This is a genomic window from Pseudomonas sp. LBUM1679 (assembly GCF_059695565.1).
Map to the genome: position 1 here is coordinate 1148928 of NZ_CP166774.1, position 26654 is coordinate 1175581.

General features: G+C 59.7%; 20 protein-coding genes and 1 pseudogene. 19 read left to right on the forward strand and 2 right to left on the reverse strand.

The window, feature by feature from the left end; genetic code table 11:
* Nucleotides 1–124: 124 nt before the first annotated feature.
* The gene (locus tag ACA062_RS05220; RefSeq protein ID WP_497455500.1) at nt 125–2827 is read right to left on the reverse strand and encodes a [protein-PII] uridylyltransferase; all 2703 of its coding nucleotides are present in this window, start codon (nt 2825–2827) and stop codon (nt 125–127) included.
* 48 nt (nt 2828–2875) lie between these two features.
* Nucleotides 2876–3658, reverse strand: a complete 783-nt coding sequence (gene map / locus ACA062_RS05225; protein WP_128872777.1) for a type I methionyl aminopeptidase — start codon at nt 3656–3658, stop codon at nt 2876–2878.
* 373 nt (nt 3659–4031) lie between these two features.
* Between map and rpsB the strand changes: the two genes are divergently transcribed.
* The 19 genes and pseudogenes from rpsB to pyrG all read left to right on the forward strand — a co-directional run bounded on the left by rpsB (nt 4032) and on the right by pyrG (nt 26651).
* Nucleotides 4032–4769, forward strand: coding sequence for a 30S ribosomal protein S2 (gene rpsB / locus ACA062_RS05230; protein WP_007907989.1), 738 nt, complete (start codon nt 4032–4034; stop codon nt 4767–4769).
* Nucleotides 4770–4972: 203 nt separating this feature from the next.
* Nucleotides 4973–5836: a translation elongation factor Ts gene (gene tsf, locus ACA062_RS05235; protein ID WP_497455501.1), complete on the forward strand. Its 864-nt coding sequence runs from the start codon at nt 4973–4975 to the stop codon at nt 5834–5836.
* A 212-nt stretch (nt 5837–6048) separates the two neighbouring features.
* On the forward strand, nt 6049–6792 hold the full coding sequence (gene pyrH / locus ACA062_RS05240; protein WP_003172271.1) for a UMP kinase: 744 nt from the start codon (nt 6049–6051) through the stop codon (nt 6790–6792).
* Nucleotides 6789–7346: a ribosome recycling factor gene (gene frr, locus ACA062_RS05245; protein ID WP_007907979.1), complete on the forward strand. Its 558-nt coding sequence runs from the start codon at nt 6789–6791 to the stop codon at nt 7344–7346. The genes pyrH and frr overlap by 4 nt, the downstream gene beginning before the upstream one ends.
* A 13-nt stretch (nt 7347–7359) precedes the next feature.
* Complete coding sequence (gene uppS, locus ACA062_RS05250; RefSeq protein ID WP_497455502.1) at nt 7360–8115, forward strand: polyprenyl diphosphate synthase; 756 nt, start codon at nt 7360–7362, stop codon at nt 8113–8115.
* Entirely contained in the window at nt 8115–8921 is an 807-nt protein-coding gene (locus ACA062_RS05255) for a phosphatidate cytidylyltransferase (RefSeq protein ID WP_497455503.1), read from the forward strand. The genes uppS and ACA062_RS05255 overlap by 1 nt, the downstream gene beginning before the upstream one ends.
* The gene (gene ispC, locus ACA062_RS05260) at nt 8918–10108 is read left to right on the forward strand and encodes a 1-deoxy-D-xylulose-5-phosphate reductoisomerase (RefSeq protein ID WP_497455504.1); all 1191 of its coding nucleotides are present in this window, start codon (nt 8918–8920) and stop codon (nt 10106–10108) included. The genes ACA062_RS05255 and ispC overlap by 4 nt, the downstream gene beginning before the upstream one ends.
* Before the next feature lie 53 nt (nt 10109–10161).
* Nucleotides 10162–11514, forward strand: coding sequence for a sigma E protease regulator RseP (gene rseP / locus ACA062_RS05265; RefSeq protein WP_497455505.1), 1353 nt, complete (start codon nt 10162–10164; stop codon nt 11512–11514).
* Nucleotides 11515–11588: 74 nt separating this feature from the next.
* On the forward strand, nt 11589–13964 hold the full coding sequence (bamA, locus tag ACA062_RS05270) for an outer membrane protein assembly factor BamA (RefSeq protein WP_497455506.1): 2376 nt from the start codon (nt 11589–11591) through the stop codon (nt 13962–13964).
* 45 nt (nt 13965–14009) lie between these two features.
* On the forward strand, nt 14010–14513 hold the full coding sequence (locus ACA062_RS05275) for an OmpH/Skp family outer membrane protein (RefSeq protein ID WP_010462812.1): 504 nt from the start codon (nt 14010–14012) through the stop codon (nt 14511–14513).
* Between the two features lie 3 nt (nt 14514–14516).
* A complete protein-coding gene (gene lpxD / locus ACA062_RS05280) occupies nt 14517–15572 on the forward strand; it encodes a UDP-3-O-(3-hydroxymyristoyl)glucosamine N-acyltransferase (RefSeq protein ID WP_497455507.1) in 1056 nt (351 codons plus the stop codon).
* Between the two features lie 108 nt (nt 15573–15680).
* Complete coding sequence (gene fabZ, locus ACA062_RS05285; protein WP_017336708.1) at nt 15681–16121, forward strand: 3-hydroxyacyl-ACP dehydratase FabZ; 441 nt, start codon at nt 15681–15683, stop codon at nt 16119–16121.
* Nucleotides 16118–16894, forward strand: coding sequence for an acyl-ACP--UDP-N-acetylglucosamine O-acyltransferase (gene lpxA, locus ACA062_RS05290; protein ID WP_497455508.1), 777 nt, complete (start codon nt 16118–16120; stop codon nt 16892–16894). The genes fabZ and lpxA overlap by 4 nt, the downstream gene beginning before the upstream one ends.
* A 2-nt stretch (nt 16895–16896) precedes the next feature.
* Nucleotides 16897–18027: a lipid-A-disaccharide synthase gene (gene lpxB, locus ACA062_RS05295; RefSeq protein ID WP_497455509.1), complete on the forward strand. Its 1131-nt coding sequence runs from the start codon at nt 16897–16899 to the stop codon at nt 18025–18027.
* Between the two features lie 11 nt (nt 18028–18038).
* Nucleotides 18039–18665, forward strand: a complete 627-nt coding sequence (gene rnhB, locus ACA062_RS05300) for a ribonuclease HII (protein WP_497457363.1) — start codon at nt 18039–18041, stop codon at nt 18663–18665.
* A 75-nt stretch (nt 18666–18740) separates the two neighbouring features.
* Nucleotides 18741–22262, forward strand: coding sequence for a DNA polymerase III subunit alpha (gene dnaE / locus ACA062_RS05305; RefSeq protein WP_497455510.1), 3522 nt, complete (start codon nt 18741–18743; stop codon nt 22260–22262).
* A 140-nt stretch (nt 22263–22402) separates the two neighbouring features.
* Complete coding sequence (locus tag ACA062_RS05310; protein ID WP_150766038.1) at nt 22403–23350, forward strand: acetyl-CoA carboxylase carboxyltransferase subunit alpha; 948 nt, start codon at nt 22403–22405, stop codon at nt 23348–23350.
* Between the two features lie 67 nt (nt 23351–23417).
* Nucleotides 23418–24745, forward strand: a pseudogene (gene tilS / locus ACA062_RS05315) (tRNA lysidine(34) synthetase TilS).
* 274 nt (nt 24746–25019) lie between these two features.
* Nucleotides 25020–26651, forward strand: coding sequence for a CTP synthase (pyrG, locus tag ACA062_RS05320; protein ID WP_497455511.1), 1632 nt, complete (start codon nt 25020–25022; stop codon nt 26649–26651).
* Nucleotides 26652–26654 lie beyond the last annotated feature (3 nt).

A 26654-nucleotide genomic window follows, 5' to 3' on the forward strand; every position in this document is an offset into this window, starting at 1 on the left:
GGGCAAACCCCTTGTAGGAGCTGGCTTGCCAGCGAAGCGGTGGGTCAGTCGACACATTTTGTGCCTGGACCGACGTCTTCGCTGGCAAGCCAGCTCCTACACAGTGGGCAGGCAATTTGTTAATTCAGATACTGATTCGCGACAGTTTGATTTCGGATTCCTGGTTGACGGTCAGCTGTTCGACGATCGCATCCTGCAAGCGGCTGCACAGCAAGGGGTCGGACAGTGGATGGTTGTTCGCATCGGTGATGAAGAACACGTCCTCCACGCGCTCGCCCAGTGTGGCGATCTTGGCGTTCTGCAGCGACAGGTCGAATTCCAGGAAGATCGTGCCGATCCGTGCGAGCAAGCCCGGGCGATCCGGGGCGCTGAGCTCCAGCACGGTGACCGGACGCTGGGCGTCGGTGTGGATCGTTACCTGGGGCGCAAACGCGAAGTGCTTGAGCTGGCGTGGCACCCGACGCTGAATGATGGTCGGGTAGTCGTCCGGGTTGCGCAGGGCTTCGGTCAGTCCGTCACGGATCTGTTTGACCCGCGCCGGATTATCGCCGATCGAGTCGCCGTCGGTATCGAGCACGATATAGGTGTCGAGGGTGAACTGGCTGCTGGAGGTGATGACCCGGGCGTCGTGGATGTTCAGGTTGAGCTGGTCCATCGCGGCCACGGTCACGGCAAAGAAGTCGTGCTGGTCCGGGGCGTAGATGAATATCTGCGTGCCGCCCTCGAACTCGCGCTGGGTGGTTTCCTTGATCAGCACCAGTGGCCCGCCGTCGGCCGGCTGCTGGAGGATCGCATCACTGTGCCAGGCCACGTCGCCGGCGGTGTGACGCAGGAAGTAGTCGTCGCCCAGTTGCGACCAGAGTTGCTCGACGTCGTCCGGATCGGTGCCGCCGCGCACCAGGATGTCCAGGGCGGCGCTCTGGGTCTGGCGGATCTGTTCTTCGCGGTCCACCGGGTTTTCCAGGCCACGGCGCAGGGCCCGCTTGGTCTCGGTGTAGAGCTGGCGCAACAGGCTGGCGCGCCAGGAGTTCCATAGCGTCGGGTTGGTCGCGTTGATGTCGGCGACGGTCAGCACGTACAGATAATCGAGGTGGGTTTCGTCGCCGACGGTCTGCGCGAAATCGTGGATCACCTGCGGGTCGGACAAGTCCTTGCGCTGGGCAGTGGTCGACATCAGCAAATGGTTCTGCACCAGCCAGACGATCAGGCGGCTGTCCCACACCGGCAGCTGATGGCGCTGGCAAAAGGCTTCGGCATCCACCGCACCGATTTCCGAATGGTCGCCATGCCGGCCCTTGCCGATGTCGTGGTACAGGCCGGCCAGGTAGATCAGCTCCGGCTTGGGCAGCTTGCCCATGAGCTTGCTGGCCAGCGGGAATTTTTCCGACACCTGGGTGTACTGCAACTTACGCAGGTGTTTGATCAGGTTCAGGGTGTGGGCGTCGACCGTATAGATGTGAAACAGGTCGTGCTGCATCTGCCCGACAATGAAACCGAACTCCGGCAGATAACGGCCGAGGATGCCATAACGGTTCATCCGGCGCAGGTTGCGATGGATGCCGATCTTGCACTTGAACAGTTCGATGAACAGGCTGGTGTTGCGAATGTCGTTGCGAAAGTCGTCGTCGATCAGGTGCCGGTGTTCGCGCAGCAGACGAATGGTGTCGGCGCGTACGCCCTTGATTTCCGGTTGCTGCGCCATCAGCACGAAGATTTCGAGCATGGCGAAGGGCGTACGACGGAATACGTTGTCGTTGCGCGCCTCGATATAACCGTCGTGTAGCTGGAATCGCGAGTTGATCGGTTGCGGCGGCGCCTGGTCTTGCGGCGCGAGAATGACTTCTTCGAAGTGCTGGATGATCAGGTCGCTGAGCTGGGCAATGCTCATGACCACCCGATAATACTGCTGCATGAAGTTTTCGATGGCTTGCTTGGCGTCATCGCCCTGGAAGCCCAGCAGCCCGGCAATGGTGCGCTGGTGATCGAACAGCAAGCGGTCTTCGGAGCGGCCGGCGAGCATGTGCAGCGCGTAACGAACCTTCCACAGGAATTCCTGGGAGGAGGCCAGCAGGGCATTTTCGCTCTCGACCAGGAAACCTTCCCCGGCCAGCGCCCGCAGGTTCAGGGTGCCGTACTCGCGACGGGCCACCCACAGAATGGTCTGGATATCCCGCAGGCCGCCGGGCGAACCTTTGACGTTGGGTTCCAGGTTGTATTCGGTGTCGTTGTACTTGTGATGCCGGGCCTTCTGCTCGGCGCGCTTGGCCAGGAAGAAGTCCTTGCTCGGCCACATGTGCGCGGTGCTGGTGACGTCCAGCATGCGCTGGCGCAGGCGCTCGGGGCCGCAAATGGTCCGGCTTTCCATCAGGTTGGTGACGACCGTCAGGTCGGCGCGGGCCTCAACGGCACACTCGTCGACCGAGCGCACGCTCTGGCCGACCTCCAGGCCGATGTCCCACAGCAGCGTCAGAAAACGCTCGATGGAATCACGGAAAATCTCATGATCGGCGCTGTCCAGCAGGATCAGCAGGTCGATGTCGGAAAAGGGGTGCAGCTCCCCACGACCGTAGCCGCCGACCGCGACCAGCGCGATGTCGGCGTCTTCGCTCCAGTCGAACTGTTCCCAGGCCTTTTGCAGGATGTTATCGACGAACCAGGCGCGATCCTCGATCAGCCGGCGAATCTCCCGGCCGCCGCGAAAGCGCCCGTCGAGCACCTCGCGGGCTTGGCGGATCGCCTTCTTGAAGGCCGCGATCGGGCTTGCCTTCAGGGCCAGTTCCGCCTGGAACTGGCCTCGGTCGAAGAGTTCTGGATCCACCTGCGGCATCGATTGGCTTTCCTGTCTATAAAAAGGCTGGGAACTGCGCGCTCTGGATCAGGCCGAAACGCGCGGGATGGTGTCGTCGGCGCGCAAGGTGAAGATCTCGTAACCGGTTTCGGTCACCAGCAAGGTGTGTTCCCACTGCGCCGAAAGCTTGCGGTCCTTGGTGATCGCGGTCCAGCCGTCGCCCAGCACCTTGGTGTCGGCCTTGCCCTGGTTGATCATCGGCTCGATGGTGAAGGTCATGCCGGCCTTGAGTTCCATGCCGGTGCCGGCACGGCCGTAGTGCAGGATCTGCGGTTCTTCATGGAAGACCTTGCCGATGCCGTGGCCGCAGAACTCGCGAACCACCGAGAAACCGTTCTTTTCCGCGTGTTTCTGGATGATTTCACCGATGTCGCCCAGGCGGCAGCCGGGTTTGACGATTTCGATGGCTTTGTACATGCATTCCTGGGTCACTTGCGACAGGCGCTCGGCCCAGACCGGCACGGTGCCGACGTGGAACATGCGGCTGGTGTCGCCGTGAAAGCCGTCCTTGATCACGGTAACGTCGATGTTCAGGGTATCGCCATCCTTCAACGGTTTCTCGTTCGGGATGCCGTGGCAGACCACGTGGTTGATCGAGGTGCAGATCGACTTCGGGTAGCCCTTGTAATTGAGCGGGGCAGGGATGGCCTTCTGCTCGTTGACGATGTAGTCGTGGCAGATGCGGTCCAGCTCTTCGGTGGTGATGCCCGGTTTGACATGTTCGGCAATCATTTCCAGCACATCGGCGGCCAGTTTGCCGGCGACACGCATTTTGGCGATGTCCTCCGGGGTTTTGAGGGTGACGGTCATACAGGCTCTCTCTGCGCTCGATGGCGCTTGCTTAAACAAAATGGGCGTTGCGCGATCGATCCCGCGGCCCTGAAAAACCCGATTCTATCAGACGAACAGGGCAAATCTGAGCCTCTGTGCGTCGCTTCTCTCTATAGCAGGGTGCATTCCTGGCGAATTTTCGGGCGCGCAAGAAAAGCCTCGATCAGGAATTCAGAATCCGGGTTCCGTTTTTTTGCGCCTTGTGGTATAAAATGCGCCGCTTTCCGGGGATCCCCTGAAAAGCCTAAATCCACACACGTGTCGACACGATGACCTGGGTGCCTGAAGCGTAATGCTGCTGGTTGGTCATTGGGATACGTGGAGGCCAAACCCGACTTATTAAGGAACTATCATGTCCCAAGTCAACATGCGCGATATGCTGAAGGCCGGTGTGCACTTCGGTCACCAGACCCGTTACTGGAACCCGAAAATGGGTAAATACATTTTCGGCGCGCGTAACAAGATCCACATCATCAACCTTGAAAAAACCCTGCCAATGTTCAACGAAGCTCTGACTTTCGTAGAGCGCCTGGCCCAGGGCAAAAACAAGATTCTGTTCGTCGGCACCAAGCGTTCCGCTGGCAAGATCGTTGCTGAAGAAGCAGCACGTTGCGGTTCGCCGTACGTCGATCACCGCTGGTTGGGCGGCATGCTGACCAACTTCAAAACCATCCGTGCTTCCATCAAGCGTCTGCGTGACCTTGAAGTGCAAGCCGAAGACGGTACTTTCGCCAAGCTGACCAAGAAAGAAGCGCTGATGCGCACTCGCGATCTTGAGAAGCTCGATCGTTCCCTGGGTGGTATCAAGGACATGGGCGGTCTGCCAGACGCTCTGTTCGTTATCGACGTTGATCACGAGCGCATCGCGATCACCGAAGCCAACAAGCTGGGCATCCCGGTTATCGGCGTAGTCGATACCAACAGCAGCCCGGAAGGCGTTGACTACATCATCCCAGGCAACGATGACGCAATCCGCGCTATCCAGCTGTACATGGGTTCGATGGCTGACGCAGTCATCCGTGGTCGCAACCACGTTGCTGGCGGTACCGAGCAGTTCGTTGAAGAAGCTCCGGCAGCTGCAGCTGAGTAATTGACGCCTTGGCGTTGACTCAGTAAGCAAAAAGGGGGCTTGGCCCCCTTTTTGCCACCTCGAAAACCGTTTGTCGGCGCCCACTTGTGGCAGCGCAACATAGCGACTGTAACGTGCCGCGGCCTACAACGGAGATTCGGGAAGAATTGAACGCCCGTTTGATCGGGTGGAATGGTTGAAAACCTATCCAAGAGGATTTTGAAATGGCAGAGATTACTGCAGCGTTGGTCAAAGAACTGCGTGAGCGTACCGGCGAAGGCATGATGGATTGCAAAAAGGCCTTGACCAAGGCCGGCGGCGACATCGAAAAAGCCATTGATGACATGCGTGCTTCCGGCGCCATCAAGGCTGCCAAGAAAGCAGGCAACGTGGCTGCCGAAGGCGCTATCGCTCTCAAGGAAGACGGTAAATCCGCCGTTCTGCTGGAAGTGAACTCGCAGACCGACTTCCTGGCTCTGCAGGACGACTTCAAGGCATTTGTTGCTGCAAGCGTTGAAAAAGCGTTTGCTGACAAGCTGACTGACGTCGCTCCGCTGATCGAAGCTCAAGAAGCCGATCGTCTGATTCTGGTCGGCAAGGTTGGCGAAAACGTCAACATCCGTCGCCTGGCGCGCGTTGAAGGTGATGTTGTCGGTGGTTACCTGCACGGCAACAAGATCGGTGTTGCGGTTGTTCTGAAGGGCGGCAGCGTTGAGCTGGCCAAGGACATCGCTATGCACGTAGCGGCCACCAACCCTGAATTCCTGCTGCCATCGGAAGTTTCCGCTGAAGCGGTCGAGCGTGAGAAGGGCGTGTTCCTGACCCTCAACGCCGACAAGATCGCTGGCAAGCCAGAAAACATCGTTGAAAACATGGTCAAAGGCCGTATCAGCAAGTTCCTGGCTGAAGCGAGCCTGGTTGAGCAGGCGTTCGTCAAGAACCCTGAAATCAAGGTCGGCGAACTGGCCAAGAAAGCCGGTGCCGAAATCGTTTCTTTCACCTACTTCAAAGTAGGCGAAGGCATCGAGAAGCCGGTCGACAACTTCGCTGAAGAAGTTGCTGCCCAGCTGGCCGCCGCCAAGCAATAAGACAGTTTTCAACTGTCGCCCTGAAGAGGCTGCCCGCTCACGCGCGCAGCCTCTTTTCAGATGGGGTACCCAATTTTTAATTGGTTTCCCCTTGGAACTGGCTTACAAAGCCATGTTCCGATGGCGCTGAAGCAGCGCCACGCTAGAGTGAACCGCCAGCTGTAAACAGCTCGCAAAGAATTTTTTAAAATACGCCGCAGGAGAGATTCGCAATGGCTCAGCAGGGCAGTGGTTATCAGGCTCGCTATAAACGCATTCTACTCAAGCTTAGCGGCGAGGCCCTGATGGGCTCGGAAGAGTTCGGGATCGATCCGAAAGTTCTGGATCGCATGGCGCTGGAAGTCGGCCAGTTGGTCGGCATCGGTGTTCAGGTCGGTCTGGTGATCGGTGGTGGTAACCTGTTCCGCGGTGCGGCGCTGAGCGCGGCCGGCATGGATCGGGTCACTGGCGACCACATGGGCATGCTGGCCACTGTGATGAATGCCCTGGCCATGCGTGATGCGCTGGAGCGTGCCAATATCTCGGCCATCGTGATGTCGGCCATTTCCATGGTCGGTGTGACCGATCACTACGATCGCCGCAAAGCCATGCGCCACCTGAACGCCAAGGAGGTTGTGATTTTCGCGGCGGGTACGGGTAACCCGTTCTTCACCACGGATTCGGCAGCCTGCCTGCGTGCAATCGAAATCGATGCCGATGTGGTGCTCAAGGCAACCAAGGTCGATGGCGTCTACACTGCGGACCCATTCAAGGACCCGCATGCCGAGAAGTTCGATCATCTGACGTACGATGAAGTGCTGGATCGCAAGCTGGGCGTGATGGACCTGACGGCCATTTGCCTGTGCCGCGACCACAAGATGCCGTTGCGCGTATTTAACATGAACAAGCCCGGCGCCCTGCTGAATATCGTGCATGGCGGCGCTGAAGGGACCCTGATCGAGGAAGGCCAACAATGATCAACGAAATCAAGAAAGACGCTCAAGAGCGCATGAAAAAATCCGTGGAATCGCTGGCGCACAACTTCGGCCGTATTCGTACCGGCCAGGCGCACCCGAGCATTCTTGAAGGCGTGATGGTGCCGTATTACGGTTCCGACACCCCGATCAAGCAGGTGGCGAACATCACCGTCAAGGACGCCCGTACCCTGCAAGTCGTTGCCTTTGAGCGCAACATGCTGGGTGCTGTCGACAAAGCCATCGGTAGCGCAGGTCTGAACCTCAACCCGACCAACCTGGGTGAGCTGCTGCTGATCTCCATGCCGGCCCTGACCGAAGAAACCCGCAAGGGCTTCACCAAGCAGGCGCGCGATGTCGCTGAAGACGCTCGTGTTGCGGTGCGCAACATCCGTCGTGATGCGAACAGCCAGCTGAAGGACCTGGTCAAGGAAAAAGAAATCAGCGAAGACGAAGAGCGTCGCGCCACTGGCGAGATCGATGATCTGACCAAAAAGTACGTGGCTGAAATCGACGCGAATCTGGCGCAGAAAGAAAAAGACCTGATGGCCGTATAAGGGTCGCGTTGTCATGGATAAGATCAAGCAGAGTGCGCCGACCGCGGTGCCGCGCCATGTCGCGATCATCATGGATGGTAATAATCGCTGGGCGAAAAAACGCTTTATGCCGGGTGTCGCCGGTCATAAAGCGGGTGTGGATGCCGTTCGGGCAGTGATCGAGGTATGTGCCGAGGCCAAGGTCGAGGTGCTGACGCTGTTCGCCTTCTCCAGTGAGAACTGGCAGCGTCCGGCCGCCGAGGTCAGTGCCTTGATGGATCTGTTCTTCCGGGCGCTGCGACGTGAAGCCAAGCGCCTGAACGAGAACAACATCAGTTTGCGCATCATTGGCGACCGTTCTCGCTTTCATCCAGAGCTGCAGACTGCCATGCGTGAGGCCGAGGCCATGACGGTGGGCGCCAATCGCTTCATCCTGCAGATCGCCGCCAACTACGGCGGTCAGTGGGATATCGCGCAAGCCGCGCAACGTCTGGCGCGGGAAGTTCAGGCCGGGCATCTGCGGCCGGAAGACATCACGCCAGAACTGTTGCAAACCTGCCTGGTCACCGGCGACCTGCCGTTGCCGGACTTGTGCATCCGTACCGGTGGCGAGCATCGCATCAGTAACTTCCTGCTGTGGCAACTGGCTTACGCCGAGTTGTACTTTTCCGACCTGTTCTGGCCGGACTTCAAACACGATGCCATGCGTAACGCGCTGGCCGATTACGCTTCTCGCCAGCGCCGCTTCGGTAAAACGAGCGAGCAGGTCGAGGCTGGAGCCCGGGTTTAATGCTTAAACAACGAATCATCACCGCACTGATCCTGCTACCGATTGCGTTGTGCGGGTTTTTCCTGCTTGAAGGCACCGGTTTTGCCCTGTTCATCGGACTGGTCGTGACCCTCGGAGCCTGGGAATGGGCACGCCTGGCGGGCTTCACCGAGCAGCCGATCCGCGTCGCCTATGCGGCGGTGGTCGCATTGATGCTGTTTGTCATGCACATCCTGCCGGGGCTGGCGCCGTGGGTGTTGGGTGCGTCGGTGCTCTGGTGGGGGGTTGCGACCTGGCTGGTCCTGACTTACCCGCGCTCCAGCGAACATTGGGCCAGCGCCGCCTGCAAGCTGGTGATCGGTCTGCTGGTTTTGTTGCCGGCCTGGCAAGGGCTGGTCCAGATCAAGCAGGAGCCCTTGGGTAACTGGCTGATCATGGCGGTGATGGTGCTGGTCTGGGGTGCCGATATCGGTGCTTACTTTTCCGGTCGGGCGTTCGGCAAGCGCAAGCTGGCCCCCCAGGTCAGTCCCGGCAAAAGCTGGGAAGGCGTGTATGGCGGGTTGGCGGCGAGCCTCGTGATCACGGCAATCGTCGGGATCGTTCGCGACTGGAGTATCGCCCAGATGCTGATCGGTCTGATCTGTGCCGCCGTGATCGTGTTTATCTCGGTGGTGGGTGACCTCACCGAAAGCATGTTCAAGCGTCAATCCGGGATCAAGGACAGCAGCAACCTGCTGCCGGGTCACGGCGGTGTGCTCGACCGCATCGACAGTCTTACGGCGGCGATTCCAGTGTTTGCCGTATTGCTGTGGATGGCCGCACCGTGAGCCGCCCACAGCAGATTACCGTGCTGGGGGCGACCGGTTCGATCGGTTTGAGCACGCTCGACGTCATTGCGCGTCATCCGGAGCGTTATCAGGTGTTCGCCTTGAGCGGCTTCACCCGCCTGAGTGAGTTGCTGGCGCTGTGCGTGCGTCATGCGCCGCGGTTTGCCGTGGTGCCTGAGGCGAGCGCTGCCCGAGGCTTGCAGGACGACTTGCACGCGGCTGGCCTGTCGACCCGTGTGCTGGTGGGGGAGGAGGGGTTGTGCCAGGTGGCGGCCGATCCTGAAGTGGATGCCGTGATGGCGGCTATCGTCGGTGCGGCGGGCTTGCGTCCGACCCTGGCAGCCGTCGAAGCCGGCAAGAAAATCCTCCTGGCCAACAAAGAAGCATTGGTGATGTCCGGTGCGCTGTTCATGCAGGCTGTGCGTAAAAGCGGTTCGGTGCTGTTGCCGATCGACAGTGAGCACAACGCGATTTTCCAGTGCATGCCAGGGGATTTTGCCCGTGGCCTGGGGGCCGTCGGCGTGCGTCGGATTTTACTGACAGCCTCGGGTGGTCCGTTCCGACAGACACCTATGGCTGAGCTGGTGCATGTGACCCCCGATCAGGCGTGTGCCCATCCGAACTGGTCCATGGGGCGCAAGATCTCGGTGGACTCGGCCAGCATGATGAACAAGGGGCTCGAGTTGATCGAGGCCTGCTGGCTGTTCGATGCCAGGCCGTCCCAGGTCGAGGTGGTGATTCATCCGCAGAGCGTGATTCATTCGTTGGTCGATTACATCGACGGTTCGGTATTGGCCCAACTGGGCAATCCGGACATGCGAACGCCCATCGCCAATGCACTGGCCTGGCCAGAGCGGATCGACTCGGGCGTGCCGCCGCTGGACCTGTTTGCCATCGCGCGTCTGGATTTCCAGGCGCCCGATGAACATCGCTTCCCTTGCCTGCGCCTTGCGCGTCAGGCGGCCGAAGCGGGTAACAGTGCGCCGGCCATGCTCAATGCGGCGAATGAAGTGGCGGTCGCGGCCTTTCTCGACGGACGGGTTCGTTACCCGGAAATCGCGAGTATCATCGAGGAAGTGTTGAATCTCGAGCCGGTGGTTGCGGTGGATGATCTCGACGCGGTGTTTACGGCGGACACCAAGGCCCGTGTGCTGGCCGGGCAATGGTTGAGTCGTCACGGGCGGTAGATGCTGCAATACGTTGGCCCATGCAGCAACGAACAGGATTGCGGAGAAAGTAGATGAGCGCGCTCTATATGATTGTCGGCACCCTGGTAGCGCTGGGCGTGCTGGTCACCTTCCACGAATTCGGCCATTTCTGGGTCGCACGTCGCTGTGGGGTCAAAGTGCTGCGTTTTTCCGTGGGCTTCGGCATGCCCCTGCTGCGCTGGCACGACAAGCAAGGCACTGAATTCGTGGTCGCCGCCATCCCGCTGGGCGGCTATGTGAAGATGCTCGACGAGCGCGAAGGCGAAGTGCCTGCCGAGCAGATCGAGCAATCCTTCAATCGCAAATCGGTCCGTCAACGCATCGCCATCGTCGCGGCCGGCCCGATTGCCAACTTTCTGCTGGCGATGGTTTTTTTCTGGGTGCTCGCGATGCTCGGCAGCGAGCAGGTGCGCCCTGTCATCGGTGCCATCGAGTCCGGCAGTATCGCCGCCAAGGCCGGTCTGAGCGCCGGTCAGGAAATCATTGCCATCGATGGCGAGCCCACTTCCGGTTGGGCGGCGGTCAATCTGCAGCTGGTGCGTCGTCTGGGCGAAAGCGGTTCCCTGCAGTTGCTGGTTCGCGAGCAGGGCTCCACGGCCGAATCGCCTCGTGAGCTGGTGCTGGACAAATGGCTCAAGGGTGCCGATGAGCCGGACCCGATTCGCTCGCTGGGCATTCGTCCATGGCGTCCGGCCCTGCCACCGGTGCTGGCCGAACTTGATCCAAAAGGCCCGGCCCAGGCTGCCGGCCTGAAGACCGGCGATCGATTGCTTGCCCTGGATGGCAAGGCACTGGATGACTGGCAGCAAGTGGTCGATACCGTCCGCCTGCGCCCTGACAGCAAAATCATCCTGCGCATCGAGCGCGACGCTGCTCAACTCGACGTCCCGGTGACGCTGGCGGCGCGCGGCGAGAAGAAGTCGCCCAGTGGTTATCTGGGGGCAGGGGTGAAGGCAGTCGACTGGCCGCCGGAGATGATTCGCGAGGTCAGTTACGGTCCCGTGGCAGCGATCGGGGAGGGTGCTCGACGCACCTGGACCATGAGTGTGCTGACCCTCGATTCGCTGAAGAAAATGTTGTTCGGCGAGCTCTCGGTAAAAAACTTGAGTGGACCGATAACCATTGCTAAAGTGGCGGGCGCTTCTGCCCAGTCGGGTGTCGCTGATTTCCTGAATTTCCTTGCTTATCTGAGTATTAGCCTGGGTGTTCTGAATTTGTTGCCCATTCCTGTACTGGATGGGGGGCATCTGTTGTTTTATCTGATCGAGTGGGTGCGTGGTCGCCCCTTGTCGGATCGGGTGCAGGGTTGGGGGATACAGATCGGTATCAGTTTGGTGGTCGGGGTGATGTTGCTTGCTCTGGTCAATGATCTGGGTCGACTGTAACGCTTCGCTGAATTGCGAATCTGCCGCATTTTGCGGCAGTTTGTTTATTGCCAGTTGGAATAAGAAAGGACTTCATGAAACGTCTGCTGCTAACTGCGGTTCTCACCGTATTGATGATCGCCGAAGTTCACGCCGAGTCCTTCACCATCTCTGATATTCGCGTCAATGGCCTCCAGCGGGTCTCCGCGGGGAGTGTCTTTGGTGCCTTGCCGTTGAACGTCGGTGAAAAGGCGGACGATCGTCGCCTGGTGGAATCCACTCGTGCGCTGTTCAAAACCGGTTTCTTTCAAGATATCCAGTTGGGTCGCGACGGCAACGTCCTGGTCATCACGGTTGTCGAGCGTCCCTCGGTCGCCAGTATCGAGATCGAGGGCAACAAGGCGATCTCCACTGAAGACCTGATGAAGGGCCTCAAACAATCCGGTCTGGCCGAAGGCGAGATCTTCCAGCGTGCCACCCTCGAAGGTGTGCGTAACGAGCTGCAGCGCCAGTACGTCGCTCAGGGTCGCTACTCGGCCACCGTCGACACCGAAGTGGTGCCGCAGCCGCGTAACCGCGTTGCGCTGAAGGTCAACATCAACGAAGGCACCGTCGCGGCTATCCAGCACATCAACGTGGTGGGTAACACGGTCTTCGCCGACGAAGACCTGATCGACCTGTTCGAACTCAAGACCAGCAACTGGTTGTCGTTCTTCAAGAACGACGACAAGTACGCCCGTGAAAAACTGTCCGGTGACCTGGAGCGCCTGCGTTCCTACTACCTGGACCGTGGCTATATCAACATGGATATCGCTTCGACCCAGGTGTCCATCACCCCGGACAAGAAACACGTCTATATCACCGTCAACGTCAACGAAGGCGAGAAGTACACCGTTCGTGACGTCAAGCTGAGCGGCGACCTGAAAGTCCCTGAAGACCAGGTCAAGTCCCTGTTGCTGGTGCAGAAAGGCCAGGTGTTCTCGCGCAAGCTGATGACCACCACGTCGGAGCTGATCACCCGCCGCCTGGGTAACGAGGGTTACACCTTCGCCAACGTCAACGGCGTGCCTCAGCCTCACGATGACGACCACACCGTCGACATCACGTTCGCCGTCGATCCGGGCAAGCGTGCCTACGTCAACCGTATCAACTTCCGTGGCAACACCAAGTCCGAAGACGAAGTGCTGCGCCGTGAAATGCGTCAGATGGAAGGCGGCTGGGCTTCGACCTACCTGATCGACCAATCCAAGACCCGTCTTGAGCGCCTGGGGTTCTTCAAGGAAGTCAACGTCGAAACACCGGCCGTGCCGGGCGTCGACGACCAGGTCGATGTGAACTACAGCGTTGAAGAACAGGCTTCCGGTTCGATTACCGCCAGTGTCGGTTTCGCCCAGAGCGCCGGTCTGATCCTCGGTGGCTCGATCACCCAGAACAACTTCCTGGGGACCGGTAACAAGGTCAGCGTCGGTTTGACCCGCAGTGAATACCAGAGCCGTTATAACTTCGGTTATGTCGACCCGTACTGGACTGCCGATGGCGTGAGCCTGGGTTACAACGCGTTCTATCGCACCACTGACTACGACGATCTCGACGTCGACGTTGCCAGCTATGCCGTGGACAGCCTGGGTGCTGGCGTGAGCGTCGGCTACCCGATCAGCGAAACGTCGCGCCTGACCTTCGGCCTGACGGCGCAACAAGACAAGATCAAGACGGGCGTCTACACCGTTGACGAGATCTTCGACTTCGTTAACAAGGAAGGCGACAACTACCTGAACTTCAAGGCCTCGGCCGGCTGGTCCGAATCCACCCTGAACAAGGGCGTACTCGCTACCCGTGGCCGTTCCCAAAGCCTGGTGCTGGAAACCACCACCCCTGGCAGCGACCTGTCGTTCTTCAAGCTCGATTACCGTGGCCAGCTGTTCCAGCCATTGAGCGAAAACTACACCATGCGCCTGCACACCGAATTGGGTTATGGCGACGGTTACGGTTCGACCGATGGCTTGCCATTCTATGAAAACTACTATGCTGGTGGTTTCAACTCGGTTCGTGGCTTCAAGGACAGTACTTTGGGTCCGCGCAGTACGCCTAGCCGTGGTACAAACCCGGGTACATTGGCCGATCCGGACCAGGATCCGCTGCCGTTTGGTGGCAACGTCCTGATCCAGGGCGGTGTGGAGCTTCTGTTCCCGCTGCCGTTCGTCAAGGATCAACGTTCCCTGCGTACGTCGGTATTCTGGGATGTGGGTAACGTTTTCGACTCGAAGTGTGAAGACACCACCAACGCAAACGGTTCGTCGTCTAATACCAAGTGCAACGATATCAGTCTGAGCAACATGGCCAGTTCCGTCGGTGTCGGCGTGACCTGGGTCACCGCACTGGGTCCTCTGAGCTTCGCGTTGGCCATGCCGGTCAAGAAACCGGATGACGCTGAGACTCAAGTGTTCCAATTCTCCCTCGGCCAGACGTTCTAAGCGTCTGACCCAAGATAACGACAATGGATTTTGTAGGAGTACATCGTGCGTAAGTTGACTCAATTGGTTCTCCTGGCGACCGTACTGGTAGCAGGTCCGGCTTTTGCCGACATGAAAATCGCCGTTCTGAATTATCAGATGGCGCTGCTGGAATCCGACGCGGCCAAGAAATACGCCGTGGATGCGGAGAAAAAATTCGGCCCTCAACTGTCCAAGCTCAAGACCCTGGAAAGCAGTGCCAAGGGCATCCAGGATCGTCTGATGGCGGGCGGCGACAAGATGCAGCAAGGCGAGCGTGAACGCCTGGAACTCGAGTTCAAGCAAAAGGCCCGTGACTTCCAGTTCCAGTCCAAGGAACTGAACGAAGCCAAGGCCGTTGCCGACCGTGAAATGCTGAAGCAGCTCAAGCCGAAACTGGACAGCGCTGTGGAAGAAGTCATCAAGAAAGGTGCTTTTGACCTGGTCTTCGAGCGTGGCGCAGTGATTGATGTCAAGCCTCAGTACGACATCACTCGCCAGGTTATCGAGCGCATGAATCAGCTGAAGTAATCCATGACAGCGACCATAAAACTCGGCCAGCTGGCCGAGTTCCTCGACGCCACCCTGCGTGGCGACGCGGAGAAGGAAATTACTGGGCTAGCCACTTTGCAAGAGGCTGGCCCAGCTCAGTTGAGCTTTCTGGCAAATCCTCAATACCGTAAATACCTGGCTGACAGCCGGGCCGCAGCCGTGTTGCTGAAGGCCGCTGACGCTGAAGGTTTCGTCGGTGATGCACTGGTGGTGGCCGATCCGTACCTGGCCTACGCCCGGGTTTCCCACCTGTTCGATCCCAAGCCCAAAGCCGTAGCCGGGATTCACCCGACAGCGGTCGTGGCGGCGGATGCGGTGGTCGATCCGGCGGCGAGTATCGGGGCCTTTGCCGTGATCGAAAGCGCAGCCCGCATTGCAGCTGGCGTGACCGTCGGCGCCCATTGCTTTGTCGGTGCCCGCAGCGAGATTGGCGAAGGGGGTTGGCTGGCCCCGCGCGTCACGCTGTATCACGACGTGCGCATCGGCAAGCGGGTGGTGATTCAATCCGGTGCCGTGCTCGGGGGTGAAGGTTTCGGTTTTGCCAACGAGAAAGGTGTCTGGCAGAAAATCGCTCAGGTTGGTGGAGTGCTGGTCGGCGATGATGTAGAGATCGGCGTGAATACCGCTGTCGATCGCGGTGCATTGGCCGATACTGTCATCGGCAATGGCGTCAAGCTCGACAATCAGATTCAGATCGCCCACAACGTCCAGATTGGTGATCACACCGCCATGGCGGCGTGCGTGGGGATCTCCGGCAGCAGCAAAATCGGCAAGCACTGCATGCTCGCCGGTGGCGTCGGGCTGGTGGGGCATATCGAAATCTGCGACAACGTTTTCATCACCGGGATGACCATGGTGACCCATTCGATTACCGAGCCGGGTTCCTATTCTTCCGGTACGGCCATGCAGCCGGCTGCCGAATGGCGCAAAAGCGCGGCACGCCTGCGTCAGCTCGATGACATCGCGCGACGGCTGCGACAGCTGGAAAAGCGAGTAGGGGAAGTGACCCCTGACGATAATGCTTCATCAGATGGCTGATACCATTTCCATATCAAGTGTGCACAGCCGCTAGACGGCCTCCTTGATTTGCTAGAGGAATGCGCGTCAGTCGCGCGTTCCCAATCTTTACATAGGCTTCCCCCCGAAATGATGGACATCAACGAGATTCGCGAATACCTGCCTCACCGTTACCCGTTCCTGCTGGTGGACCGGGTCGTGGAACTGGATGTGGAAGGCAAGCGCATTCGCGCCTACAAGAATGTCAGCATCAACGAACCCTTTTTCAATGGCCACTTCCCCGCGCATCCAATCATGCCGGGTGTGTTGATCATCGAAGCGATGGCTCAGGCTGCCGGCATCCTTGGCTTCAAAATGCTCGACGTGAAGCCTGCCGACGGCACGCTCTACTACTTCGTCGGCTCCGACAAGCTGCGTTTTCGCCAGCCCGTCACCCCAGGCGATCAGTTGATCCTCGAAGCCCGCTTCATCAGCTGCAAGCGCCAGATCTGGAAGTTCGAGTGCCAGGCTTCGGTCGACGGCAAGCCAGTGTGCTCCGCTGAAATCATCTGCGCGGAACGCAAACTATGAGTTTGATTGACCCTCGCGCAATCATCGATCCGGCGGCCATTCTGGCCGACGACGTCGAGGTCGGCCCTTGGTCGATCATCGGCGCAGGTGTGGAAATCGGCGAGGGGACAGTGATCGGGCCGCATGTGATTCTCAAAGGCCCGACCCGGATCGGTAAGCACAACCGCATCTACCAGTTTTCTTCGGTAGGCGAGGACACACCCGATCTGAAATACAAGGGCGAAGAGACGCGCCTGGTCATCGGTGACCACAACGTCATCCGTGAAGGCGTGACGATTCACCGCGGCACCGTCCAGGACCGTTCGGAAACGACCCTGGGTGATCACAACCTGATCATGGCCTATGCCCACATCGGCCACGACAGCGTCATCGGCAATAATTGCATTCTGGTCAACAACACTGCGCTGGCAGGCCATGTGCATGTCGAGGACTGGGCGATCCTGTCCGGTTTTACCCTGGTTCACCAGTATTGCCACATCGGCGCCCACAGCTTTTCCGGCATGGGTACCGCCATCGGCAAGGACGTTCCTGCCTACGTCACGGTGTTCGGCAACCCGGCCGAAGCCCGCAGCATGAACTTCGAAGGCATGCGCCGTCGTGGTTTCAGCGAAGACGCGATCCATGCGTTGCGTCGTGCCTACAAGGTGGTTTACCGCCAGGGCCTGACGGTTGAGCAGGCGCTCGCCGAGCTGGCCGACCCCTCGGCCCAGTTTCCGGAAGTCGCGGTATTCCGTGATTCCATCCAGTCTTCGACCCGCGGCATCACTCGCTAATCATGGCTAATCTGCGTATAGCGCTGGTGGCCGGTGAGGCTTCCGGTGACATTCTCGGTGCCGGTCTGATGCGCGCGCTCAAGGCTCGGCATCCGGCGGTGGAGTTCATCGGGGTCGGTGGCCCGTTGATGCAGGCCGAAGGCCTGACCTCGTATTTCCCCATGGAACGTCTTTCCGTGATGGGCCTGGTGGAAGTGCTGGGCCGCTTGCGTGAGTTGCTCAAGCGCCGCAAGAAGCTGATCGCGGACCTGATTGCCGAGAAGCCGGACGTGTTCATCGGCATCGATGCCCCGGACTTCAACCTCAATATCGAACTCAAGCTGCGTCAGGCCGGGATCAAGACCGTGCATTACGTCAGCCCGTCAGTCTGGGCCTGGCGGCAGAAACGGGTGTTGAAGATTCGCGAAGGCTGCGACTTGATGCTGACGCTGTTGCCGTTCGAAGCAAAATTCTATGAAGAGAAGGGCGTGCCAGTGCGGTTTGTCGGGCATACACTGGCCGACACCATCCCGCTGCAGGCCGATCGTGCCGCCGCGCGGGCCGAACTAGGCTTGCCGGACGGACCATTGGTCGCATTGATGCCCGGCAGTCGCGGTGGTGAAGTGGGGCGGCTCGGCGCGTTGTTCCTCGATACTGCCCAGCGTCTGCGGGCCCTGCGCCCTGGCGTGCGCTTCGTCCTGCCTTGCGCCAGCCCCGAGCGGCGCAAGCAGCTGGAAGAGTTACTGGCGAGTCGCGATCTACCACTGACCTTGCTCGACGGCCAATCCCATCTGGCCCTGGCGGCCTGCGATGCGGTGCTGATCGCCTCGGGTACGGCGACGCTTGAAGCCTTGTTATACAAGCGGCCGATGGTGGTTGCTTATCGCCTGGCGCCACTGACGTACTGGATTCTCAAGCGGATGGTGAAAAGCCCATACATCTCCTTGCCGAATCTGCTGGCCCAGCGCCTGCTGGTGCCCGAGCTGCTGCAGGACGAGGCGACCGTCGAAGCGCTGGCCCAGACCCTGTCGCCGCTGATCGAGGGTGGTGAAGAGCAGACCCGCGGTTTTGACCAGATTCACCGGACCCTTCGTCTGGATGCCTCCAACCAGGCTGCGGATGCAGTGCTGAACCTGATCGGTCAAGTACAATGAAAAAAACAAGCATGCAAATGGGCCTGGATTTCAACTTGGTCGCTGAAGTCGAAGAATTGGTTGCCGGTGTCGACGAAGTCGGTCGTGGCCCGCTCTGTGGCGCCGTGGTGACCGCTGCGGTGATCCTCGATCCGAGCCGGCCGATTCTCGGTCTGAACGACTCGAAGAAACTGACCGAGGCCCGTCGTGAAAAGCTGTATGACGAAATCTGCGAAAAAGCCCTGAGCTGGTGCATCGCTCGCGCCGAAGTCGAAGAAATCGACCAGTTGAACATCCTCCACGCCACCATGCTGGCCATGCAGCGCGCCGTCGAGGGCCTGCACATCACGCCAAGACTGGCGATGATCGACGGCAACCGCTGCCCGAAACTGTCGATGCGCGCCGAAGCGGTGATACAGGGGGACGGCCTGGTGCCGGCCATCGCCGCGGCATCGATTCTGGCCAAGGTCAGTCGCGACCGTGAAATGGCTGCTTTCGAATTGGTTTACCCGGGGTACGGCATCGGCGGCCACAAAGGCTACCCGACCCCCGTTCATCTGGAAGCCCTGGCCCGCCTGGGTCCGACGCCGATTCACCGGCGCTCGTTCGCCCCGGTCCGCCTGGCTTACGAGGCGCGGGCACACCTGATCGTGGGTTAGTCGCAGGCTGATGTTTTCGCCAAGGCCCGGTACAATCCGGGCCTTGTTGTTTTCATGTTTACAGACAGGATCACTATGCCGGCTTCATTCGTTCACCTGCGCCTGCACACTGAATATTCCCTGGTCGACGGTCTGGTGCGGATCAAACCGCTGGTCAAGACCCTGGTCGGCATGAACATGCCTGCCGTAGCGGTCACCGACCAGAACAACATGTGTTCCCTGGTCAAATTCTATAAAGCCGCCATGGGCGCGGGGATCAAGCCGATCTGCGGCGCCGACCTGTGGCTGTCGAACAAGGATCCGGATAACGCCCTGAGCCGGATCAGCCTGCTGGCGATGAACGCCGTCGGCTATCGCAACCTGACCGAACTGATCTCCCGCGGCTTCATCGACGGCCAGCGCAATGGCTCGATCATCATCGAGCGCGAGTGGGTGGCCGAAGCCAGCGAAGGCTTGATCATGCTGTCGGCGGCGAAAGAGGGCGAGATCGGCCTGGCCATGCTCAGTGGTAACCCGGCTGAAGCGGAAAACCTGGCGCGCGAATGGATGGCGGTATTCCCGGATCGCTTCTACCTGGAGATCCAGCGCACCCATCGTCCCAACGATGAAGAACAATTGCACGGCGCCGTGGCCCTGGCCGAGAAGATCGGAGCGCCACTGGTGGCGACCAACGACGTGCGCTTCATCAAGCAGGAAGACTTCGCCGCTCACGAAACCCGTGTCTGCATCGGTGAAGGCCGCGCCCTGGACGATCCGCGACGTTCCAAGAATTACAGTGACCAGCAATACCTCAAAAGCGCCGAGGAAATGGCTGAGCTGTTCAGCGACATTCCCGAGGCACTGGCAAACACCGTCGAGATCGCCAAGCGCTGCAACATCGAAGTGAAACTGGGCAAGCACTTCCTGCCCAACTTCCCGATTCCCGATGGCATGACCATCGACGAGTATTTCCGCAAGGTTTCCTTCGATGGTCTGGAAGATCGCCTCAGCGTTCTGCTGCCCAGGGACACCACCGAAGACTACGAAGCCAAGCGTCAGGTCTATGTCGACCGGTTGAATTTCGAGCTGGATATCATCATCCAGATGGGCTTCCCCGGTTACTTCCTGATCGTGATGGACTTTATCCAGTGGGCCAAGAGCAACGGCGTGCCAGTAGGCCCGGGCCGTGGGTCGGGTGCCGGATCGCTGGTGGCCTATGTGCAGAAGATCACCGACCTCGATCCGCTGGAATATGACCTGCTGTTCGAACGTTTCCTTAACCCGGAACGGGTCTCCATGCCCGACTTCGACGTCGACTTCTGCATGGACGGTCGTGACCGCGTGATCGATTACGTGGCCGAGAAATATGGCCGCAACGCGGTAAGCCAGATCATCACCTTCGGTTCCATGGCAGCCAAGGCTGTGGTCCGCGACGTGGCGCGGGTGCAGGGCAAGTCCTACGGCCTGGCGGATCGTCTGTCGAAGATGATTCCGTTCGAAGTCGGCATGACCCTGGAAAAGGCCTACGAACAGGAAGAGATCCTGCGTGACTTCATCAAGGTCGATGAAGAAGCCGCGGAAATCTGGGAGATGGCGCGCAAGCTCGAAGGCGTTGTGCGTAACGTCGGCAAGCACGCCGGTGGTGTGGTGATCGCGCCGACCAAACTGACTGACTTCTCGCCGATTTATTGCGATGAGGCCGGTGACGGCCTGGTCACCCAGTTCGACAAGGATGACGTTGAAGCCGCCGGCCTGGTGAAGTTCGACTTCCTCGGTCTGCGAACCCTGACGGTCATCGACTGGGCGCTGAAAACCATCAATCGCGACCGCGCCAAGGTCGATGAGCCGCCGCTGGACATCGCCTTCATCCCGCTGGATGACAAGCCGACTTACCAGCTGCTGCAAAAAGCTGAAACCACCGCGGTGTTCCAGCTCGAGTCCCGCGGCATGAAGGAGCTGATCAAAAAGCTCAAGCCCGACTGCCTGGAAGACTTGATCGCACTGGTGGCCCTGTTCCGTCCAGGCCCATTGCAATCGGGCATGGTTGACGACTTCATCAACCGTAAGCACGGTCGCGCCGAACTGGCGTACCCGCACTCGGACTACCAGTACGAAGGCCTCAAGCCGGTGCTGGCACCGACTTACGGCATCATCCTGTATCAGGAACAGGTGATGCAGATTGCCCAGGTCATGGCCGGTTACACCCTCGGCGGTGCGGACATGCTGCGTCGGGCCATGGGCAAGAAAAAGCCCGAAGAAATGGCCAAGCAGCGCGGCGGCTTCATTGAAGGTTGCACCGCTAACAACATCGATCCGGACCTGGCCGGTAACATTTTCGACCTGGTAGAGAAGTTCGCCGGTTATGGCTTCAACAAATCTCACTCGGCTGCTTACGGTCTGGTGTCGTACCAAACGGCGTGGCTGAAAACGCATTACCCGGCGCCGTTCATGGCGGCGGTGCTGTCGGCGGACATGCACAACACCGACAAGGTCGTGACCTTGATCGAAGAAATTCGCACCATGAAGCTGCGTCTCGACGCGCCGGATGTGAATACGTCGGAGTTCAAGTTCACGGTGAACGACGAAGGCCGGATTATTTACGGCCTCGGCGCGATCAAGGGGGTGGGCGAAGGTCCGGTGGAGGCGATCACCGAGGCGCGCCAGGCCGGTCCGTTCAAGGATCTGTTCGACTTCTGCGCCCGGGTCGATCTCAAGCGGATCAACAAGCGTACCTTGGACGGGTTGATCCGCAGCGGCGCGCTGGATCGTCTGGGCCCTTACTTCTATGACGAGCAGAAAGCCTATCAGGCCAATATCGACCGCAACCGCGCGGTCTTGCTGAACGCCATGGAAGGGGCGATCAAGGCGGCCGAACAAACCGCGCGCACCAAGGACAGTGGTCACGTTGATCTGTTTGGCGGCTTGTTCGTCGAAGAAGACGCCGATGTCTACGTCAATCACCGCAAGGCCAAGGAACTGACCCTCAAGGAACGCCTGAAAGGCGAGAAAGATACCCTGGGCCTGTACCTGACCGGTCACCCGATCGACGAATACGAAGGCGAGATCCGCCGTTTCGCCCGTCAGCGCATCATCGACCTGAAACCGGCCCGGGATACCCAGACGGTCGCGGGCATGATCATCGCCCTGCGCGTGATGAAGAACAAAAAGGGCGACAAGATGGGGTTCATCACCCTTGATGATCGCTCTGGCCGGATCGAAGCCTCGTTGTTTGCCGACGCGTTCCATTCCGCGCAGTCGCTGTTGCAGACCGACGCGATGGTGGTGGTCGAAGGCGAAGTGAGCAACGACGACTTTTCCGGGGGCCTGCGCCTGCGGGTCAAGCGGGTGATGAGCATGGAAGATGCGCGCACCAACCTGGCCGAAAGCCTGCGCCTGAAGCTGCAGACCAAGGACCTCAAGGGCGATCAGCTGCGCTGGCTGGGGGAGCTGTTCAAGCGCCACCGCGGTGCGTGCCCGATCACCCTGGAATACACCAGCCCCGATGCGAAGGCCTTGCTGCAGTTCGGCGAGACCTGGCGAATCGACCCGGCGGATGCCTTGATTCAAGCCCTGCGTGACCAGTTCGGGCGAGACAACGTCTTCCTCCAATACCGTTGACGGTCAGGCCTCAAGAGCGTGGCCTGATCTCGACCGCATTTTTTAATCTCGACCTGAACGCGCCTGTCCCTTAAGGTAGGGCGCGAATAGACAACCGGCCGGCCCAAGTTCTCTTGGAGGTCGACCCAAGACGGACGCCTATGAACCCGAATTTTCTAGATTTCGAACAGCCGATCGCCGACCTGCAAGCCAAGATCGAAGAGTTGCGCTTGGTCGGTAATGACAATTCGCTGAATATCGGCGATGAGATCTCCCGCCTGCAGGACAAGAGCAGCACGCTGACCGAAGACATCTTCGCCAAGCTGACCAGCTGGCAGATCGCACGCCTGGCGCGTCACCCGAAACGTCCGTATACCCTGGACTACATCGAACACATCTTCACCGAGTTCGACGAACTGCACGGCGACCGTCACTTCTCCGACGACGCGGCGATCGTGGGTGGCATTGCCCGTCTGGACGACCAGCCGGTGATGATCATCGGCCACCAGAAAGGCCGGGAAGTTCGCGAGAAAGTCCGCCGCAACTTCGGCATGCCGCGCCCCGAAGGCTATCGCAAGGCGTGCCGCCTGATGGAAATGGCCGAACGCTTCAAAATGCCGATCCTGACCTTCATCGATACCCCGGGCGCCTACCCGGGCATCGACGCCGAAGAGCGCAACCAGAGCGAAGCGATCGCCTGGAACCTGCGCGTCATGGCGCGCCTGAAAACCCCAATCATCGCCACCGTGATCGGTGAGGGTGGTTCCGGTGGCGCGCTGGCGATCGGCGTGTGCGATCAGTTGAACATGCTGCAGTACTCGACCTACGCGGTGATTTCGCCGGAAGGTTGCGCCTCGATTCTGTGGAAAACCGCGGAAAAAGCCCCGGATGCCGCTGAAGCCATGGGCATCACCGCTGAGCGCCTCAAAGGCCTGGGCATCGTGGACAAAGTGATCGGCGAGCCGTTGGGTGGCGCACACCGTGATCCAGCCAAGGCGGCAGCCTCGATCCGTGCCGAGCTGAGCTCGCAACTGTCGATGCTGAAGAAGTTCGATAACGAAGCGCTGCTGGCCCGCCGTTACGAGCGTCTGATGAGCTACGGTCTCTGATCTGACCTTGCTTGACCCATGTGGGAGCGAGCTCGCTCCCACATTTGTTTTGTGTAAAGTGATCGATATGAGTCAGCCCATGATTGATCTGCCCGCCAGGCTTCTGCTGAATCTGAAGCCATGGCGCAACGCCACCACCTGGCGCATCGCCTTCTCCGGCGGCCTCGACTCCACCGTCCTGCTGCACCTGCTTGCCTACCTCGCAAAAACCGAATCCCTGCCCGCGCTAAGCGCTATCCACGTCCATCACGGCCTTCAGGCTGCGGCTGATGCGTGGCCGGCGCATTGTCAGGCGGTCTGTGATGCGCTGGGAGTGCCGCTGGCGGTGATTCATGTCCAGGTTCAGCCTGGCGCCAGCCTTGAGCGTGCCGCCCGGGATGCGCGATACGGTGCGTTCATCGAGGCCACTCAGGTCAATGAAGTGCTGCTGACAGGTCAACACCGTGACGATCAGGCGGAAACCCTGTTGTTTCGGTTGCTGCGTGGGGCAGGGGTGAGAGGGCTGTCGGGAATGCCGCGCCAACGACTGCTGGGCAAAGGGCATCTGTTGCGGCCCTTGCTCGATGTCACGCGGGCGGAATTGGAAGCCTATGCGACCGTGCACGGGCTCGGCTGGATTGAAGACCCCTCAAACCAGGACCGGCAATTCTCGCGCAATTACCTGCGTCATCAGGTATTCCCGGTATTGACCGAGCGCTGGCCGCAAGCGGTGGCAACCATGGCCCGCAGCGCCGCGCATCTGAGTGAAGCGCAGACATTGCTCGATGAGCTGGCGCAAATCGATCTTGCCCGCGCGAGCACAGTCAGTGAATTCGATTGGCTGGGATTGCCGTCCCTGGAACTGGCGCCACTGGCAACACTCTCCGCTGCTCGCCAGCGAAATGCACTGAGTCACTGGCTCGCGGGGCTGACGCGTCTGCCGGACAGCGACCATTGGTCGGGTTGGGAGGATTTGCGCGATGCTACCGGCGATGCTCGTCCGAGCTGGCGATTGGCGGACGGCGAACTCCATCGGGCGGGTGGGCGGATCTGGTGGTTGTCCGGCCACTGGTTGCGCACTTCATCCACCGCCGAAGAATGGCCTGATGCCTCGCGATCACTGGCGTTGCCGGGCAATGGCGTACTGACACTCACCGGTCAAATCCCCGCTGGCCCGCTGCATATCCGCTATCGTGAAGGCGGTGAGGTGATGAATCTGCCGGGTCGCGGACACCGTGATCTGAAGCGTTTGCTCAATGAACGCGGGGTCCCGAACTTCGCCCGTGGCAGATGGCCGCTGCTGTACCAAGGCGAGCAATTGCTGGCGGTGGCGAACCTGCGGGGCTTGAACGGCAGCGCACAGGATGGCTGGAATTTACATTGGCAGCCGCCACCTGCGATCAAGGTTTGAGCTGAAAGGGGCTTTCCGGTAGACTACGCTCCCTTCTTGATACAACTTCTGTGGATTCGCCTGAATTGCAGGAGTTGCCGATTACCAAGCAGTCTTTGCTGGGCGATTCCAAAAAATGTGTAGCGAGCAACGTACCGGTGTTTCACCTTCCGGTCTGTCCCAACGCGGCGGTTTTTTTGAAAGATGCACTGTGATCGATGCAGGTGATCGGGGGCTTCGGCCTTCCTTCGCTTTCCCCGGCGGCTCGGACCGCTTTAACGCAGACTTCTAGGGTTTTTCATGACGCGCTACATATTCGTCACGGGCGGTGTTGTTTCTTCATTGGGGAAAGGCATCGCATCGGCTTCATTGGCGGCCATCCTGGAGGCGCGGGGACTTAAGGTCACCATGCTGAAGCTGGACCCGTACATCAACGTTGACCCGGGCACCATGAGCCCGTTCCAGCACGGTGAAGTGTTCGTCACCCACGACGGCGCCGAGACCGACCTGGACCTGGGCCACTACGAGCGGTTCATCCGCACGACCATGACCCAGAACAACAACTTCACCACCGGCCGTGTCTACGAACACGTCCTGCGCAAAGAGCGCCGTGGTGATTACCTGGGCGCCACCATCCAGGTGATCCCGCACATCACCGACGAAATCAAGCGCCGGATCATCAAGGGCGCCGGCGATGCCGACGTGGCCATGGTCGAGATCGGTGGCACCGTGGGTGACATCGAATCGCAACCGTTCCTCGAAGCGATCCGTCAATTGCGTTTCGAAGTCGGCGCCAAGCGCGCGATGCTGATGCACCTGACGCTGGTGCCGTACATCGCCACCGCCGGCGAGACCAAAACCAAGCCAACCCAGCACTCGGTCAAGGAACTGCGTTCCATCGGCCTGCAGCCAGACGTGCTGGTGTGCCGTTCCGATCACCCGATCGACCTGTCCTCGCGCCGCAAGATCGCGCAGTTCACCAACGTTGAAGAGCGTGCGGTGATCGCGCTGGAAGACGCCGACACCATCTACAAGATCCCGGGCATCCTGCACGCCCAGGGCCTGGATGATTTTGTCGTCGAGCGTTTCGGCCTGCAATGTGGCGGCGCCGATCTGTCCGAGTGGGAAGCCGTGGTCGACGCCAAGCTCAACCCCGAGCACGAAGTCACCATTGCCATGGTCGGCAAGTACATGGAGCTGCTGGACGCCTACAAGTCGCTGATCGAAGCGATGAGTCACGCCGGCATCAGCAACCGCACCAAGGTCAACCTGCGCTATATCGACTCCGAAGACATCGAAAACCAGGGCACTGCGCTGCTGGAAGGTGTGGACGCGATCCTCGTACCGGGTGGTTTCGGTCTGCGTGGCGTGGAAGGCAAGATCACTGCCGTTCAATTCGCTCGCGAAAACAAGGTTCCGTACCTGGGCATCTGCCTGGGCATGCAAGTGGCCGTCATCGAGTTCGCTCGTAACGTGCTGGGCTGGAAAGACGCCAACTCCACCGAGTTCGATCGTGCCAGCGGCCATCCGGTCGTGGGGTTGATCACCGAGTGGGAAGATGCCACCGGCGCTGTTGAAGTCCGCACCGAAGCGTCCGACCTGGGCGGCACCATGCGTCTCGGCGCCCAGGATTGCCTGCTCGAAGCCGGCTCCCTGGTGCACGACTGCTACGCCAAGGACGTGATCGTCGAGCGTCACCGTCATCGCTACGAAGTGAACAACAACCTGCTGCCGCAACTGATCGAAGCCGGTCTGAAAATCTCCGGTCGTTCCGGTGATGGCGCGTTGGTTGAAGTGGTCGAAGCCCCGGATCATCCATGGTTCGTCGCTTGCCAGTTCCACCCGGAGTTCACTTCGACGCCACGCGACGGACACCCGTTGTTCAGTGGTTTCGTTAAAGCAGCTTTGGTTCAACACCAGAAGAAGGCGTAAATC

What these genes read in the sequence shown, in the direction of transcription:
- ACA062_RS05220 (WP_497455500.1), bottom strand. Translation starts at nt 2,827, where the DNA reads ATGCCGCAGGTGGATCCAGAACTCTTCGACCGAGGCCAGTTCCAGGCG.
- map (WP_128872777.1), bottom strand. Translation starts at nt 3,658, where the DNA reads ATGACCGTCACCCTCAAAACCCCGGAGGACATCGCCAAAATGCGTGTC.
- rpsB (WP_007907989.1), top strand. Translation starts at nt 4,032, where the DNA reads ATGTCCCAAGTCAACATGCGCGATATGCTGAAGGCCGGTGTGCACTTC.
- tsf (WP_497455501.1), top strand. Translation starts at nt 4,973, where the DNA reads ATGGCAGAGATTACTGCAGCGTTGGTCAAAGAACTGCGTGAGCGTACC.
- pyrH (WP_003172271.1), top strand. Translation starts at nt 6,049, where the DNA reads ATGGCTCAGCAGGGCAGTGGTTATCAGGCTCGCTATAAACGCATTCTA.
- frr (WP_007907979.1), top strand. Translation starts at nt 6,789, where the DNA reads ATGATCAACGAAATCAAGAAAGACGCTCAAGAGCGCATGAAAAAATCC.
- uppS (WP_497455502.1), top strand. Translation starts at nt 7,360, where the DNA reads ATGGATAAGATCAAGCAGAGTGCGCCGACCGCGGTGCCGCGCCATGTC.
- ACA062_RS05255 (WP_497455503.1), top strand. Translation starts at nt 8,115, where the DNA reads ATGCTTAAACAACGAATCATCACCGCACTGATCCTGCTACCGATTGCG.
- rseP (WP_497455505.1), top strand. Translation starts at nt 10,162, where the DNA reads ATGAGCGCGCTCTATATGATTGTCGGCACCCTGGTAGCGCTGGGCGTG.
- bamA (WP_497455506.1), top strand. Translation starts at nt 11,589, where the DNA reads ATGAAACGTCTGCTGCTAACTGCGGTTCTCACCGTATTGATGATCGCC.
- lpxD (WP_497455507.1), top strand. Translation starts at nt 14,517, where the DNA reads ATGACAGCGACCATAAAACTCGGCCAGCTGGCCGAGTTCCTCGACGCC.
- fabZ (WP_017336708.1), top strand. Translation starts at nt 15,681, where the DNA reads ATGATGGACATCAACGAGATTCGCGAATACCTGCCTCACCGTTACCCG.
- lpxA (WP_497455508.1), top strand. Translation starts at nt 16,118, where the DNA reads ATGAGTTTGATTGACCCTCGCGCAATCATCGATCCGGCGGCCATTCTG.
- lpxB (WP_497455509.1), top strand. Translation starts at nt 16,897, where the DNA reads ATGGCTAATCTGCGTATAGCGCTGGTGGCCGGTGAGGCTTCCGGTGAC.
- rnhB (WP_497457363.1), top strand. Translation starts at nt 18,039, where the DNA reads ATGCAAATGGGCCTGGATTTCAACTTGGTCGCTGAAGTCGAAGAATTG.
- dnaE (WP_497455510.1), top strand. Translation starts at nt 18,741, where the DNA reads ATGCCGGCTTCATTCGTTCACCTGCGCCTGCACACTGAATATTCCCTG.
- ACA062_RS05310 (WP_150766038.1), top strand. Translation starts at nt 22,403, where the DNA reads ATGAACCCGAATTTTCTAGATTTCGAACAGCCGATCGCCGACCTGCAA.
- pyrG (WP_497455511.1), top strand. Translation starts at nt 25,020, where the DNA reads ATGACGCGCTACATATTCGTCACGGGCGGTGTTGTTTCTTCATTGGGG.